At 73.3% G+C, this 13900-nt stretch carries 16 protein-coding genes; 9 read left to right on the forward strand and 7 right to left on the reverse strand.

All coding sequences use genetic code 11. The features are described 5' to 3' along the window. Positions 1-90 precede the first annotated feature (90 nt). The gene (locus FHS34_RS22800; RefSeq protein ID WP_184968339.1) at positions 91-957 is read right to left on the reverse strand and encodes a SirB1 family protein; all 867 of its coding nucleotides are present in this window, start codon (positions 955-957) and stop codon (positions 91-93) included. A gap of 29 nt (positions 958-986) precedes the next feature. After that, the gene (locus tag FHS34_RS22805) at positions 987-2105 is read right to left on the reverse strand and encodes a GNAT family N-acetyltransferase (protein WP_184968341.1); all 1119 of its coding nucleotides are present in this window, start codon (positions 2103-2105) and stop codon (positions 987-989) included. 140 nt (positions 2106-2245) lie between these two features. Between FHS34_RS22805 and fdxA the strand changes: the two genes are divergently transcribed. Next, a complete protein-coding gene (gene fdxA, locus FHS34_RS22810) occupies positions 2246-2569 on the forward strand; it encodes a ferredoxin (RefSeq protein ID WP_184968343.1) in 324 nt (107 codons plus the stop codon). Positions 2570-2723: 154 nt separating this feature from the next. Next, a complete protein-coding gene (locus FHS34_RS22815) occupies positions 2724-3821 on the forward strand; it encodes a bifunctional succinyldiaminopimelate transaminase/glutamate-prephenate aminotransferase (protein ID WP_184968345.1) in 1098 nt (365 codons plus the stop codon). 148 nt (positions 3822-3969) lie between these two features. Here the strand turns inward: FHS34_RS22815 and FHS34_RS22820 are convergent, their stop codons facing one another. Further along, positions 3970-4416 carry an ATP-binding protein gene (locus tag FHS34_RS22820; RefSeq protein WP_184968347.1) on the reverse strand — a complete coding sequence of 149 codons (447 nt, stop codon included), beginning with the start codon at positions 4414-4416 and terminating at the stop codon, positions 3970-3972. A gap of 284 nt (positions 4417-4700) precedes the next feature. Beyond that, complete coding sequence (locus tag FHS34_RS22825; protein ID WP_184968349.1) at positions 4701-5693, reverse strand: VldE C-terminal domain-containing protein; 993 nt, start codon at positions 5691-5693, stop codon at positions 4701-4703. A gap of 94 nt (positions 5694-5787) precedes the next feature. On the opposite strand from FHS34_RS22825, the gene dapE reads away from it, so the two are divergent. Then, positions 5788-6867, forward strand: coding sequence for a succinyl-diaminopimelate desuccinylase (dapE, locus tag FHS34_RS22830; RefSeq protein WP_184968351.1), 1080 nt, complete (start codon positions 5788-5790; stop codon positions 6865-6867). A 105-nt stretch (positions 6868-6972) separates the two neighbouring features. Then, complete coding sequence (locus FHS34_RS22835) at positions 6973-7731, forward strand: LOG family protein (protein ID WP_184968353.1); 759 nt, start codon at positions 6973-6975, stop codon at positions 7729-7731. A gap of 63 nt (positions 7732-7794) precedes the next feature. On the opposite strand, the gene folP is transcribed toward FHS34_RS22835, so the two are convergent. Next, positions 7795-8655, reverse strand: coding sequence for a dihydropteroate synthase (folP, locus tag FHS34_RS22840; RefSeq protein WP_184968355.1), 861 nt, complete (start codon positions 8653-8655; stop codon positions 7795-7797). A gap of 137 nt (positions 8656-8792) precedes the next feature. Between folP and FHS34_RS22845 the strand changes: the two genes are divergently transcribed. Both FHS34_RS22845 and FHS34_RS22850 read left to right on the forward strand, forming a co-directional pair. Further along, a complete protein-coding gene (locus FHS34_RS22845) occupies positions 8793-9158 on the forward strand; it encodes a DivIVA domain-containing protein (protein ID WP_184968358.1) in 366 nt (121 codons plus the stop codon). Continuing rightward, positions 9155-9739 (forward strand): DNA-3-methyladenine glycosylase I, encoded by a 585-nt coding sequence (locus FHS34_RS22850; RefSeq protein ID WP_184968360.1) that lies wholly within the window; start codon positions 9155-9157, stop codon positions 9737-9739. Before FHS34_RS22845 ends, FHS34_RS22850 begins: the two co-directional genes overlap by 4 nt. Positions 9740-9747: 8 nt before the next feature. Here FHS34_RS22850 and chcB read toward each other — a convergent pair whose 3' ends face one another. Next, entirely contained in the window at positions 9748-10551 is an 804-nt protein-coding gene (chcB, locus tag FHS34_RS22855) for a 2-cyclohexenylcarbonyl CoA isomerase (RefSeq protein ID WP_184968362.1), read from the reverse strand. A gap of 372 nt (positions 10552-10923) precedes the next feature. Here chcB and FHS34_RS22860 point away from each other — a divergent pair, with 372 nt between their 5' ends. Then, entirely contained in the window at positions 10924-11091 is a 168-nt protein-coding gene (locus FHS34_RS22860; protein WP_018544333.1) for a DUF3117 domain-containing protein, read from the forward strand. A 121-nt stretch (positions 11092-11212) separates the two neighbouring features. Here FHS34_RS22860 and FHS34_RS22865 read toward each other — a convergent pair whose 3' ends face one another. Beyond that, entirely contained in the window at positions 11213-11911 is a 699-nt protein-coding gene (locus FHS34_RS22865) for an O-methyltransferase (protein ID WP_308288307.1), read from the reverse strand. A 225-nt stretch (positions 11912-12136) separates the two neighbouring features. Here FHS34_RS22865 and sigE point away from each other — a divergent pair, with 225 nt between their 5' ends. Continuing rightward, complete coding sequence (gene sigE, locus FHS34_RS22870) at positions 12137-12850, forward strand: RNA polymerase sigma factor SigE (protein ID WP_184968363.1); 714 nt, start codon at positions 12137-12139, stop codon at positions 12848-12850. After that, positions 12847-13863 (forward strand): zf-HC2 domain-containing protein, encoded by a 1017-nt coding sequence (locus FHS34_RS22875; protein WP_184968365.1) that lies wholly within the window; start codon positions 12847-12849, stop codon positions 13861-13863. Before sigE ends, FHS34_RS22875 begins: the two co-directional genes overlap by 4 nt. Positions 13864-13900 lie beyond the last annotated feature (37 nt).

Consider the following 13900-nt stretch of genomic DNA (forward strand, 5'->3'; position numbering starts at 1 on the left):
GGCGCTCGTGAGGCCGGCGCACCGGCCTCCGGGTGGCGCTGGACGGGGTCGCCGGGCCTCGGCCGCAGCCGCCGCCCCGCCGCCGGTACGTCAGTTGAGCTTGGCCCGGGCCGTGCGGGCCTCCTGGCGGACCTTCACGGCCGCCGGCTCGTCGACCACCTCGATCAGGTCGGCGTACGCGGTCAGCTCCTCGGCGCCCGCCACGAACTCGCCGCGCTGCACGAGCAGTTGCCCGTGCTCGTAGCGCAGCCGCGCCGGATGCGAAGGGATCAGCAGCGCCAGCTCCACGGCCCGCAGGGCGACGTCCGACCGCTCCGGCCGGGCCGCGGCCCACGCCCGGACGTTGTTCAGGATGCGCTGCACGACCTCCAGGGGCCGCGCCGGCTCCAGCATCGAGGGCTGCAGCGGCGCACCCGTGGCGCCCACCACCAGCAGCTCGGCGTCCGTCCCCGTCAGCACCCGCCCGGTGTCGAACGGATCGGCCAGCACCTGCTCCTCCGCCGCCCCGAACCCGACCACGAAGTGCCCGGGCAGCGCGACCCCGTACACCGGCGCCCCGGCCCGGCGCGCGACCTCCAGCCACACCACCGACAGCAGGATCGGCAGCCCCCGCCGCCGGCGCAGGACCTCGTGCAGCAGGGAGGACTCCAGCCGCTGGTAGTCGCCCGGCGTGCCGTGGAAGCCGTAGCGGTCGCCGAGCAGCCGGCGTACGGCCTCCGCCCACGCGCGCGGCCCGCCCGGCCGGTACGGCAGCTCGCCCGCCAGCCGGTCCAGCTCCGCCTCCGCGGCGTCGATGCCGGCCTCGTCCAGCGAGCCGTCCGTCTCCGCGGCGATCAGCAGGCACAGCGCGGACAGGTCCGGCCGCTCGGACCGGGCCTCCGCGGCGAACCGCTGCCTCAGCTCGGCGGAGCGCTCCGGCGGCGGCGGATACGGGGGCGGCAGATACGGGTGACGCATGGCAGGCTCTTGCCCTTCCACGGCGGGTTCTACGAGCGTCCGGGGCCGGCGGATGCGTCCGGCTCCGGTGCCCGGTAGTGGTGGTAGGCGTGGTGCGGGGCGAAGCCGAGCGCGCGGTAGAGGGCCCGGCCGCCCTCGTTGTCCGTCTCCACCTGCAGCCAGGCCGCCGAGGCGCCCTCCTCCAGCGCCCGCCGGGCCAGTGCGGCCATCACCTCGGTGGCCAGCCCCTGCCGCCGCCGGCCGGGGTCCACCTCGACGGCGGCGAACCCCGCCCACCGCCCGTCCACGACGCACCGCCCGATCGCGGCCGGCGGCTCGCCCGCACCGGCGCCGGGCACGGCCGCGAACCACACCGACGGACCTGCCCCGCTCCCGGCCTCAGCGGAGCGGGAGGGTCCGCCCTCCAGCACCCGCAGGGCCACCTCGCTCACCCCCTTGCGCCGGTACCGGGCGAGCCATGCCTCGTCCGCCGTCCGGGTCAGGACCACACCCGCGCCCTCGGCCCGGTCCGCGACCGGCGCCAGCGCGCCGGTCCACAGCTCGGCGGTCACCTCGCGCACCCAGCCGCGCCGCTCCAGCTCCGCGCAGAGCAGCTCCTGCGTGCCCTCGGCGCCGGTCGCGGCCTGCACATAGGCGGGCAGGCCCCGCTCGCCGTACCAGCGTCGTACGGCGTCCAGGGCCGCGTCGAGCGGGAGCCCCGGATCGCCGAGCGGCAGCACACTGTTGGCCCGCCGCGTGAAGCCCGTCCGTCGCGGAGCCGAAGGCGGTGGGGGACCGCCGTCGCGCGGCCCCACCTCGACCGCCGCCCGCAGCTCCCACTCGCCGAGCCGCTCGCTCTCCACCGGCCGCCAGGCCCGGGCGGCCACGCGCGCCAGCTCCGGGTAGGTGGCGGCGGGCCCGCGGCGGCGCGCCGGGGCGGCCGGCACGACCTTCCCCGCGACCAGCGAGGTTTGCGGAATTCTGACACTTTCCCCGTCCCGCCGTGTGATCATGAGCACGCCGCTGTCCCATGATGTGAGAACACCTACCGTGTCAGTGAACTTCTCCGGCCCAGCACCGGGTTCGCCCAAGCGCCTTACCGCGACCCGTTTCCCCACGTCAGAAGGGGTGATTCGGACTTCCAGGTGTCCTGTCGCCGAGATTTCCACTGGTCAGTTCACCCCTCCTGTTCGGATCGTGCTCCGGAACGGAGATACTAGGGGCGGGCATCGACGACGCCGCGCTCCCGCGCGCCAGGCGGCGGAGCCTGAGGAGGCCCGCCAGCGCCCTATCGAGGAGGAACGACAGCGTGACCTACGTCATCGCGCAGCCTTGTGTCGACGTGAAGGACAAGGCGTGCATCGAGGAGTGCCCGGTCGACTGCATCTACGAGGGCCAGCGGTCCTTGTACATCCACCCGGACGAATGCGTCGACTGTGGTGCCTGTGAGCCGGTCTGCCCGGTCGAGGCGATCTTCTACGAGGACGACACTCCGGAGGAGTGGAAGGACTACTACAAGGCGAACGTCGAGTTCTTCGACGAGCTGGGCTCGCCCGGCGGTGCCAGCAAGCTGGGCCTGATCGAGCGCGACCACCCCTTCATCGCCGCGCTGCCGCCGCAGGGCGGCGAGTGACCGTCTGAGCGTCAGCGGCCGGCCCCCGGTTCCCGGCTCCGCCCGGCCCGGGGGAATCCGGCGCCGCCTCGGTCCCGTACGGCCCGATCACCCTGATCGGCGCCGCACGGGACCGAGCCGTTTGCAGCACCGTACGAAAGTGAGCCTGATTCCCGTGTCCGCAGTCTCCGACCGGCTCCCCACCTTCCCCTGGGACAAGCTGGAGCCGTACAAGAAGACGGCCGCCGCGCACCCCGACGGGATCGTCGACCTCTCCGTGGGCACCCCGGTCGACCCGGTTCCCGAGCTGATCCAGAAGGCCCTGATCGACGCGGCCGACTCCCCGGGCTACCCGACCGTCTGGGGCACCCCCGCCCTCCGCGACGCGATCACCGGCTGGCTGGAGCGCCGCCTGGGCGCCCGCGGGGTGACCCACCGCCACGTCCTGCCGGTCGTCGGCTCCAAGGAACTGGTGGCCTGGCTGCCGACCCAGCTGGGCCTCGGCCCCGGCGACAAGGTCGCCTACCCGCGCCTGGCCTACCCCACCTACGAGGTCGGCGCCCGCCTCGCCCGCGCCGAGTACGAGGTCTACGACGACCCGCGCGAGCTGGACCCGGCGAACCTGAGGCTGCTCTGGCTGAACTCCCCGTCCAACCCGACGGGCAAGGTCCTGTCCCGGCAGGAGCTGACGGAGATCGTCGCCTGGGCCCGCGAGCACGGCGTCCTGGTGTTCTCCGACGAGTGCTATCTGGAGCTGGGCTGGGAGGCCGACCCGGTCTCGGTCCTGCACCCGGACGTCAACGGCGGCTCCTACGACGGCATCGTCGCCGTCCACAGCCTCTCCAAGCGCTCCAACCTGGCCGGCTACCGCGCGGCCTTCATCGCCGGTGACCCGGCCGTCCTGGGCCCGCTGCTGGAGATCCGCAAGCACGGCGGCATGATGACCTCCGCGCCGACGCAGGCCGCGGTCGTGGCCGCCCTCGGCGACGACGCCCACGTCCAGGAGCAGCGCGAGCGCTACGCGGCCCGCCGCGCGGCCCTGCGGGAGGCCCTGCTCGCAGGCGGCTTCCGCATCGAGCACAGCGAGGCGAGCCTCTACCTCTGGGCCACCCGGGGCGAGTCCTGCTGGACCACGGTCGCCGGGCTGGCCGAGCTGGGCATCCTGGTGGCCCCGGGCGACTTCTACGGCCAGGCGGGCGAGGAGTTCGTCCGCCTGGCCGTCACGGCGACCGACGAGCGGGTGCGGGCGGCGGTGTCCCGCCTGACGGCGTAACCCGGCCGGCCGCGGTCCCGCCCACCTGTCCGCGGTCCCGCCCACCTGTCCGCGACCCGGCCTCCGCCGACGGGAACACAGCGGGAACACAGAACGACGGGGCCCGGGGAGAAGCCCCGGACCCCGTCGGTGATGCAGAGCCGCGCGCTCAGCCGATCGGCAGACCCTTGGTCGGCAGGGACGACGTCGGCAGCCCACCCTTGGTGAGCGAACCCGTCGGCAGCCTGTCCGTCGTCGCACCGGCGGCGGCCTCCCCGATGACGCCTCCCGCGGTCCCGGCCGCTTCCCCGGCGGCCCTCTGCACCGCGGGCGCCGTCTTCTTCACTGCGTTGCCGCCGGTCTTGCCCGCCGCCGGCACCGCCTGCTCGACGGCCTTGCTGCCCGCCTGGCCGGCGAGCGAAGTGGCGTTCTGCGCGGCGGTGTCCACGGTGTTTCCGACGTGCGCCCCGTCCAGCGCGGTCAGACCGCCCAGGTTCGGGGTGGCCGCCGGCAGGTTCGCCGCACCGGCGGAGCCGGCCGCACCGACCCCGGCAGCCGCTCCCGCTGCGACGAGCAGCGCGGCACGGGCGATCCGGCGGGTCAGAGGGAGGGACATGATGCTCCATTCGACGGGAGAGAACGGTGTGTGTCCGGGCTCGGGTGCGGCCCGGACGCCGTGACTACCGCTCGAAGCCCGCGAAGGTTGCGGATGCCGGAGGTAAAGAATGGGTAACGCATCGCATTATCAGGTGTGGATAAAAACGGGCAAAGAGCGTCTGTCCCGCGCTGTGCAGAATCCTTCCGGCCCTTGATTTCCAAGGGTTTATACGCAGGGCACGCCACCCGCCCGCACGGCGGGGCCACGCGGCGCCGCGCAACCCGCCGGAGTGATCCGCCGTACTACTGTCCGGTCACGATCCGGACCGCCCCCGCGGACCGCTCCGCCCCCGCGGCCCCCTCCGGGCCGGCCGTGCGCCACTCGTCGCTGCTGCTCCCCACGGTCCACTCCCGCCCCGCGTACGACACCCGCTGGATGTGCAGGGCCGAGGAGTTGGCGACCGCCCACTGCGCGAGCTGCCAGCCCCGCGCCTCGTCGTCGCGACCGGTCGCGGCCGCCCCCGGGCCCTCGGTCACCGGAACGGTCACCGTCCGCCCGTGCGCGGTCGCGGTCACGCTCGGCGACGGAGACGGCGACGGGACCGGCGTGCCGCCCACCACCGCCCCGGTCTCCTGGAGCGCGTCCCGCCCGAAGTCCCGTACCAGCGCCGTCCGCACCGCGCCCGGGCCGACCGCCGAGGCCGTGCGCTCCGGGCGCCCGTCGCAGGTCAGCGCGGCCGCCGCCCGCCCGGTCAGGGCCGCCGACAGCAGCGCGGCGTCCGTCTCGTGCTTGGCGTACGCCTCCGGGTAGCCGCTGCGCTGCACCCGCTGCGCGGCCACCGTCAGCGGCAGGTCGGTGTAGTCCTGCACCTTCGCCAGGTGCGCGTAGAAGATGCCCGCCGAGTACGTCGGGTCCATGATCTGCCGCTCGGTGCCCCAGCCCTGCGAGGGCCGCTGCTGGAACAGCCCCAGCGAGTCCCGGTCGCCGTGCTCGATGTTCCGCAGCCCCGACTCCTGCAGCGCGGTCGCTATCGCGATCGTCACGGCACGCTCGGGCATTCCGCGCCCGGTGCCGACGGCGGCGATCGTCGCCGCGTTCTTCGCCTGCTCGGGGGTGAACTCGTACGACGCGTCGCCGCCGGAGGCCGCGACCACCTTGCAGCCGCGCGCTCCACCGCCTCCGGTGATGTACTGCACCACGAGGTAGGCGACGACGCCGCACAGGACCAACAGGGCCGCGGTGAAACGGAAGAGGCGACCGCGACGCTTGGGACGGGTGGGGGACGGCTCTGACACGCGTACAAGGTACTGGAGCCCCGCCCGGTCCTCGCGGGCGGTCCGAGTCACGCGTCGCGCCGGCCCCGTCGGGCGGCGCGCTAGGGTCGTGGCCATGGCCGACACCTCGCTTGATCTCACGCTGGACGCCGCCTCGCTCACCGCGCGGCTCGTGGACTTCCCGTCCGAAAGCGGAACCGAGAAGCCGCTCGCGGACGCGATCGAGACCGCCCTGCGCGCCCTGCCGCACCTGACGGTGGACCGCCACGGCAACAACGTGATCGCCCGCACCGACCTGGGCCACGCCGAGCGCGTCATCCTGGCCGGCCACATCGACACCGTCCCGATCGCGGACAACGTCCCCTCGCGGCTCGACGAGGACGGGGTGCTGTGGGGCTGCGGCACCTGCGACATGAAGTCGGGCGTGGCGGTACAGCTGCGTATCGCGGCCACGGTGCCCGCCCCCAACCGCGACCTGACCTTCGTCTTCTACGACAACGAGGAGGTCGAGGCGGAGCGCAACGGCCTCCGGCACGTCGCCGAGGCCCACCCGGACTGGCTGGCGGGCGACTTCGCGATCCTGCTGGAGCCCTCCGACGGCGAGGTCGAGGGCGGCTGCCAGGGCACGCTGCGGGTGCTGCTGAGGACCAAGGGCGAGCGGGCCCACTCGGCACGCTCGTGGATGGGCTCGAACGCCATCCACGCGGCCGCCCCCATCCTGGCCCGTCTGGCCTCCTACGAGCCGCGCCGGCCGGTGATCGACGGCCTGGAGTACCACGAGGGCCTGAACGCGGTGGCCGTCAGCGGGGGAGTGGCCGGCAACGTCATCCCGGACGAGTGCGTGGTGACGGTCAACTTCCGCTACGCCCCCGACCGCACCGAGGAGGAGGCCGTCGCGCACGTCCACGAGGTGTTCGCCGACTGCGGCGTGGAGGAGTTCGTGGTCGACGACCACAGCGGCGGCGCGCTGCCCGGCCTCTCCCACCCGGCCGCGGCGGCCTTCATCGAGGCGGTGGGCGGCACCCCGCGGCCCAAGTACGGCTGGACCGACGTGTCCCGCTTCTCCGCGCTCGGCGTCCCCGCGGTCAACTACGGACCGGGCAACCCGCACTTGGCCCACAAGCGCGACGAGCGCGTGGAGACCGCGAAGATCCTGGCGGGCGAGGAGCGCCTGCGGAACTGGCTCACCGCATAGCGGACGCCCGCCGCCGCACGCACGGCGGACACGCGCAGGTCCCCCTTCCGTAACCCGGCTGGATCTAGTCTGAGATCGAACTACCCGCAAGCGGAGGGAGCGCACATGGCTACCGGCAACCCCGAGGGGAAGAAGCAGCCGCCGGACGAGCAGCGGCTCGGACCGGTCCTCCGGCGGCGGGGCCAGGTCACCGCCAGTACGACCGACCAGCGGCTGCTGGACGCGGGCGGTCCCTCGGACTGGGTCCACACCGACCCCTGGCGGGTGCTCCGCATCCAGTCGGAGTTCATCGAGGGCTTCGGCACGCTGGCCGAACTTCCCCCGGCCATCAGCGTGTTCGGCTCGGCGCGGACACCGGTGGACTCGTCGGAGTACGACGCGGGCGTGCGGCTCGGCCGGGGGCTGGTGGAGGCCGGCTGGGCGGTCATCACGGGCGGCGGGCCGGGAGCCATGGAGGCGGCCAACAAGGGGGCGTGCGAGGCGGGCGGCACCTCGGTCGGCCTCGGCATCGAGCTGCCCTTCGAGCAGGGGCTCAACCCCTACGTCGACATCGGCCTGAACTTCCGGTACTTCTTCGTCCGCAAGATGATGTTCGTGAAGTACGCGCAGGGGTTCGTGGTCCTGCCCGGCGGCCTCGGCACCCTCGACGAACTCTTCGAGGCCCTGACCCTGGTCCAGACCCAGAAGGTCACCCGCTTCCCGATCGTCCTGTTCGGCAGCGCGTACTGGGGCGGACTCGTGGAGTGGCTGCGGAACACGGTGGTCGCCCAGGGCAAGGCGGCGGAGAAGGACCTGCTCCTGTTCCACGTGACGGACGACGTGCAGGAGGCGGTGGCCCTGGTCTCGAAGGAGGCGGGCCGCTAGCGCGGCGCTTCGGCCGACATCCCTCTCCCACCCGCCCAGTGCGGGTCGGTGGGGGTGGGGTGGTCAGGCGAGGCCGCGGCGGGCCACCGCGGGGGCGCGGTGGCCGGCGATGGACGCCACCATCTCCAGCACCTGACGGGTCTCGGCCACCTCGTGCACCCGGTACACCTGCGCCCCGAGCCACGCGGAGACGGCGGTCGTCGCCAACGTCCCGATCAAACGTTCCTTCACCGGCCGGTCCAGCGTTTCCCCCACGAAGTCCTTGTTGGACAGCGACACCAGCACCGGCCACCCCGTGGCGACCATCTCGTCCAGCCGCCGCGTCGCCTCCAGGCTGTGCCGCGTGTTCTTCCCGAAGTCGTGCCCGGGATCGATCAGCACGGACTCCCGCGGGACACCCAGCGCGACCGCCCGCTCGGCCAGCCCGAGGGTCACGTCGAGGATGTCGGTCATGACGTCGTCGTACGTCACCCGGTGCGGACGCGTACGCGGCTCCACACCCCCCGCGTGCGTGCACACGAGCCCCACCCCGTGGCGCGCCGCGACCTCCGCGAGCCCCGGGTCGACCCCGCCCCACGCGTCGTTCAGCAGATCCGCGCCCGCCTCGCACACGGCCTCGCCGACCTCGGCCCGCCAGGTGTCCACACTGATGATCACATCGGGGAACCGGCGCCGTACCTCCGCCACGAAACCGACCGTCCGGCGCGCCTCTTCCTCGGCCGTGACCTCTTCGCCCGGCCCGGCCTTGACCCCGCCGATGTCGATGATCGCGGCACCCTCGGCCACCGCCTGCTCGACACGCGCCAGGGCCGGCTCGTCGCGGAAGGTGGCTCCCCGGTCGTAGAAGGAATCCGGCGTCCGGTTCACGATCGCCATGATCACCGGCTCGTGCGGCCCGAATTCCCGCCTGCCCAGCCTGAGCATCCGCTGTGACCTTTCCTAGTACGTCCCGCTGTACGGCCGCCTGTGACCCTAACTGTCAGACTCGCATGGCACGATCGGAGCCTGACAGATTCTGCTTCCGGCACAGCGTCCGGTACCGAGCGTGGGGACCCCTGGCAATGGTGATGTTCTTGTTCCTGGTCGTCGCGCTGGCCGTCGTGGTCGCCGCGGTGACCCTGGCCGTGGTGAGCGGCGGCGAGAGCGCCCCGCTGCCCGAGGTGGCGCCCGAGCGGCTCCAGGACCCGCTGCCCGCGGACCGCCCCGTGGACAGCGCGGACGTGGAGACCCTGCGCTTCCCGGTCGCGCCGCGCGGCTACCGCATGGCGGACGTCGACGACGCACTCGGCCGGCTCGCCGCCGAACTGGCCGAGCGGGACGCCCGCATCGACGACCTGGAGTCCGCGCTGGCCGGCGCCAGAGCCGCCGTGGCGCACGAGCGGCACGGACAGCGGGAGCAGGGCGAGGGCACGGAGGACCAGCGATGACGCCGGGAGCCGTCGCCGGTCCGGACGGCGCCCTGCGCTGCCCCTGGGCCCTGTCCACCGACGACTACGTGGCGTACCACGACGAGGAGTGGGGCCGCCCGGTCCACGGCGACGACGCCCTCTTCGAACGGATCAGCCTGGAGGCCTTCCAGTCGGGCCTGTCCTGGATCACGATCCTGCGCCGCCGCCCGGGCTTCCGCGCCGCCTTCGCCGAATTCCGCATCGAGAAGGTCGCCGCCTTCACCGACGCCGACCGCGAGCGCCTGCTGGCCGACACAGGCATCATCCGCAACCGGGCCAAGATCGACGCCACGCTCGCCAACGCGCGCGTTCTCGCCGACTGGGCCGAGGGCGACCTGGACGAGCTGATCTGGTCCCACGCCCCCGACCCGGCCGGCCGCCCGGCCCCGAAGACCCTCGCCGACGTCCCGGCGGTCACCCCGGAGTCCACGGCCCTCTCCAAGGCGCTGAAGAAGCGCGGCCTCAGGTTCGTCGGCCCGACGACGGCGTACGCCCTGATGCAGGCGTGCGGACTGGTGGACGACCACTTGGAGACGTGCGTGGCGAGAGCCGCCCGTTAGCGGACGGGCTACCGCCCCAGGTACTTGGGCTTCTCCTTGTTCACGAACGCCTGCACGGCGATGGCGTGGTCCTCGGACCGCCCCGCCCGCGCCTGCAGCTCGTCCTCCTTCTCCAGCGTCTCCTCCAGGGAGTGCGTCAGGCCGTGGGCCACGGCCTCCTTGATCGCCGCGTACGCCACCGTCGGCCCCTCGGCCAGCGCCCGGGCCACCTTCTCCGCCTCGGGGCGCAGTTCCGCCGAGGGGACGATCCGGTTGGCGATGCCGAGCTCCAGCGCGTCCTGGGCGCTGATGCTGCGCGGGAAGAGGAGCAGGTCGGCGGCGCGGCTCGGGCCGATCACCCGGGGCAGCGTCCAGGAGATGCCGGAGTCGGCGGTCAGGGCCACGCCCGCGAACGAGGTGTTGAAGGCGGCGGTGTCCGCCACCAGCCGGTAGTCCGCGGCGAGCGCGAACCCGAACCCGGCCCCGGCCGCGACGCCGTTCACCGCCGCGACCACCGGCTTCGCCGCCCCGGCGAGCGCCCGCACGATCGGGTTGTAGTGCTCCTTGACCGTGCTCATCGTCTGACCCGCCCCGGTCTCCCGGTCACTGGCCAGCAGCCCGATGTGCTCCTTCAGGTCCTGGCCCACGCAGAACGCCCGGTCCCCGGCGGCGGTCAGCAGGATCGCCCGTACGGCCGTGTCGCCGGCCGCCGATTCCGCGGCCTCCCGGAGGGCGACCTTGGTCGCGACGTTCAGCGCGTTCATCGCCTCGGGGCGGTTGAGCGTGATCGTCGCGAGTCCGTCGCTCACCTCGTAGAGCACGGTGTCGGCCATGGCGTATCCCCTCGGTGTGCCGGCTGGTGACGTACCGCTCAGTACGTCCATGTCTGAGGACAGCATGGCGGAGATCCCAGGCCAAGGGCCGGACCGGACGTGTGACCTGCGTCAAAGAAATACGGAGCGGAGTCGGTCGGCGGATCTCCGTGCGGTGGCGCAGTATCGCAGGCACATCGCCGAATTGGGTGGTTTTGCTCGCGCGCGTTGCCCAAGCGATGCCGACTGATGTTGGTCATCGGGTCCTGCGATGCGGGATAATGGCTGGGAAGCAATGTGTTCGATGCCGGTGTCGCCTGTCCGTTCCGGATGGCGGATGCCCTCGTGGGGTCGTCGGCAGACGATGAGCTGGTTTCAGGAAGGGGAACGAGCATGGCGGCCATGAAGCCGCGGACGGGTGATGGCCCGCTCGAGGTGACCAAGGAGGGGCGGGGCATCGTCATGCGCGTTCCGCTCGAAGGCGGCGGTCGACTCGTCGTCGAACTGACCCCTGACGAGGCCGAGGCGCTCGGCGACGCCCTCAAGAAGGTCGTCGTCTGACGTCCCAGGATCCTGTCCTCACGCCTGCCCCGGCATCGTACGCGGTGCCGGGGCAGACGCGTTCCCAAGGGCCGACGCGGCCCCGGTCACCGCGTGACGCGTGCGGCGTCCCGTCGCCCGGTCACCGCTTGACGGCGCACAGCAGCCCGTCGCCCACGGGCAGCAGCGACGGGATCAGCTCCTGGCTCTCCCGGACGGTGCGCAGCAGCTCCCGCAGCCGCAGCACCTCGGTCGGCTGCGGCCCCGAGTCGACCGTACGGCCGTTGGCGAACACGCCCTCGAAGACCACCAGGCCGCCCGGACGCAGCAGGCGCAACGATTCAGCGAGGTAGTCCGAGTACTCCAGCCGGTCCCCGTCGCAGAAGACGAGGTCGTAGCCGGCGTCGGCGAGACGCGGGAGCACCTCCAGGGCCCGGCCGGGGATGAAACGGGCCCGGTTGCTGGCGAAGCCGCAGACGCGGAAGGCCTGCCGGGCGAACTGCTGATGCTCCGGCTCCGGGTCCACCGTGGTGAGCACGCCGTCCGCCCGCATGCCGTGCAGCAGATGGATCCCGGACACCCCGCAGCCCGTGCCGATCTCCGCGACCGCCTTCGCGTCCACGGAGGCGGCGAGCAGTCGCAGCGCGGCGCCCGTGCTGGGCGACACCGAGCGCAGCCCTGCCTCCCGGGCCCGGTCACGGGCCCAGTGCAGCGCTTCGTCCTCGGCGACAAAGGCGTCGGCGAACGCCCAGCTCGTCTGCCGGTTGCCGGTAATGACCCTCTCCTGTCCCCGTGGTTGCCTGGGCGTGACTGTATCCGTTGGCGCCGGGAACCCGCAGATGGGACCGGGCGTTTATAGGGATGAGACGGTGGCCGGGGAAGCGACGGGGGGCGAGGGGTGGATCAGGGCGCCGAGCAACTGCTGACGCAGCAGTATCAGCATGTATCAAATTCTCGTAAAACCGCTTATCCGGAGCTAACGGGCGAGGTGGCTATGGTAGGGGCTCCACTGGACACCACCAGAGCCGACAGGGGAGGTGCGGCTGTACCCGGGGACCGGGGCGGAGTGCTGCGGCGCTTCCTCGGGTCGGCGGGCAGGCCGAAATCCGTGACCGACACCGCTGCTGACCGCCACGCCGCGGGTGCCGCCGCAGGCGAGACCCAGACCGCGACCTTCGCCACCGACGCGGACGGGCAGGCGTGGACTCCGCCCACGTGGGACGAGATCGTCAGCACGCACAGCGGCCGGGTCTACCGACTCGCCTACCGTCTGACGGGCAACCAGCACGACGCCGAGGACCTCACCCAGGAGGTCTTCGTCCGCGTCTTCCGCTCCCTGTCGACGTACTCGCCGGGCACCTTCGAGGGCTGGCTGCACCGCATCACCACCAACCTCTTCCTGGACATGGTCCGGCGCAAGCAGCGCATCCGCTTCGACGCCCTCGGCGAGGACGCGGCCGAGCGCCTGGCCAGCCGCGAGCCCACCCCGCAGCAGCTCTTCAACGACGCGCACTTCGACGCCGACGTCCAGCAGGCCCTCGACACCCTCGCGCCCGAGTTCCGCGCCGCCGTCGTCCTGTGCGACATCGAGGGACTGTCGTACGAGGAGATCGCCGCCACCCTCGGCGTGAAGCTGGGCACGGTCCGCTCCCGTATCCACCGCGGCCGGTCCCAGCTCCGCAAGGCCCTGGCGCACCGCTCGCCGGAGGCGCGCGCGGCCGAACGGCGCTCCTTCATGGCCCGTGTCCCCGCTCTGGGGGGAGGGGGCGCGACCGCGTGAGTGGATCACGACCGAAACCTGTGGAGAAGGCGCACCTCGCGGAGCAGCACCTGGGAGACCGGCTCTCCGCCCTGGTGGACGGAGAGCTCGGTCACGAGACGCGTGAGCGGGTCCTGGCGCACCTGGCCACCTGCGCCCGGTGCAAGGCGGAGGCGGACGCCCAGCGCGCGCTGAAGAACGTGTTCGCGGAGGCGGCCCCGCCCCCGCCCTCGGCGAGCCTCCTGGCCCGCCTCCAGGGTCTCCCCGGGGGAGGTGACCTGGACGGCGGCGGCACGCCGTCGCCCGGGGGCGGATTCCTCGGAGGCGGCTCCGTCCCGGAGACCTCCGGGGCCTTCGGAGTGAGGCGCGGCGAGCGTCTCCCGTTCGGATACGTCCCCGCACCCGCGCACGGCTTCCTCCCCACCGCCGCGGACGGCATCGCCGGACCCGAGGGCGGCGGCTTCCGCATCCACCCCGTCGGCCGCCCGGACGACGGCCGCTCCGCCTCGCGCGGACTGAGGTTCGCGTTCGCCGCCGCCGGCGCGGTCTCGCTGGCCGCGGTCGCCCTCGGCGGCGTGACCACCGCCTTCCCCGGCGACCTGACCACGGACGCCCGCGGCGGCTCCGGCAACGGCAGCAACGTGACCCCGACGCGCCCGGCGGGCACCGGAGCGGGCGGGGGCGCGGCCACGCCGGACAGCCAGCGCAGGAGGCCGGCCGGACCGCTGCTCGCCCAGGGAAGCTCGCTGCTCGGGCCGGCCCCGGTGGCGCCGACCACCCTGTCCGCGCCGCTGCTGCCCGGGGTGCCCTTCACCTCCACCGGGCAGGCCCGCACCGAGGCGGTACGCGGCCTGACCGCCCCGGTGTTCGCCGGTGCGGCCGCCGTCTCCCCACTGATACGCCCGCTCGACGAGACCGTCGCCCTTCCGCTCGCCGAGGGGTCCACCACTTCCGGAGCCACCGGCCCCGGCCTGCTGTCCGCCCCCGTCCCCGACACCGCCTCCGCTCCCGCCGCGCCCCGCCCGTCGCCCTGACCGGTCACTGCGCCACGGCCCGCGAACCTGGTTGAAT

This window comes from Streptomyces echinatus, from assembly GCF_014203595.1.
Classification (GTDB): Bacteria; Actinomycetota; Actinomycetes; order Streptomycetales; family Streptomycetaceae; genus Streptomyces; species Streptomyces echinatus.

Bases quoted from the DNA above. Each gene is read 5' to 3' on its own strand.
- dapE (WP_184968351.1), top strand. From the start codon at position 5,788: ATGGCCGACACCTCGCTTGATCTCACGCTGGACGCCGCCTCGCTCACC.
- FHS34_RS22800 (WP_184968339.1), bottom strand. From the start codon at position 957: ATGCGTCACCCGTATCTGCCGCCCCCGTATCCGCCGCCGCCGGAGCGC.
- FHS34_RS22820 (WP_184968347.1), bottom strand. From the start codon at position 4,416: ATGTCCCTCCCTCTGACCCGCCGGATCGCCCGTGCCGCGCTGCTCGTC.
- FHS34_RS22860 (WP_018544333.1), top strand. From the start codon at position 10,924: ATGGCGGCCATGAAGCCGCGGACGGGTGATGGCCCGCTCGAGGTGACC.
- folP (WP_184968355.1), bottom strand. From the start codon at position 8,655: ATGCTCAGGCTGGGCAGGCGGGAATTCGGGCCGCACGAGCCGGTGATC.
- FHS34_RS22835 (WP_184968353.1), top strand. From the start codon at position 6,973: ATGGCTACCGGCAACCCCGAGGGGAAGAAGCAGCCGCCGGACGAGCAG.
- chcB (WP_184968362.1), bottom strand. From the start codon at position 10,551: ATGGCCGACACCGTGCTCTACGAGGTGAGCGACGGACTCGCGACGATC.
- FHS34_RS22845 (WP_184968358.1), top strand. From the start codon at position 8,793: ATGGTGATGTTCTTGTTCCTGGTCGTCGCGCTGGCCGTCGTGGTCGCC.
- FHS34_RS22850 (WP_184968360.1), top strand. From the start codon at position 9,155: ATGACGCCGGGAGCCGTCGCCGGTCCGGACGGCGCCCTGCGCTGCCCC.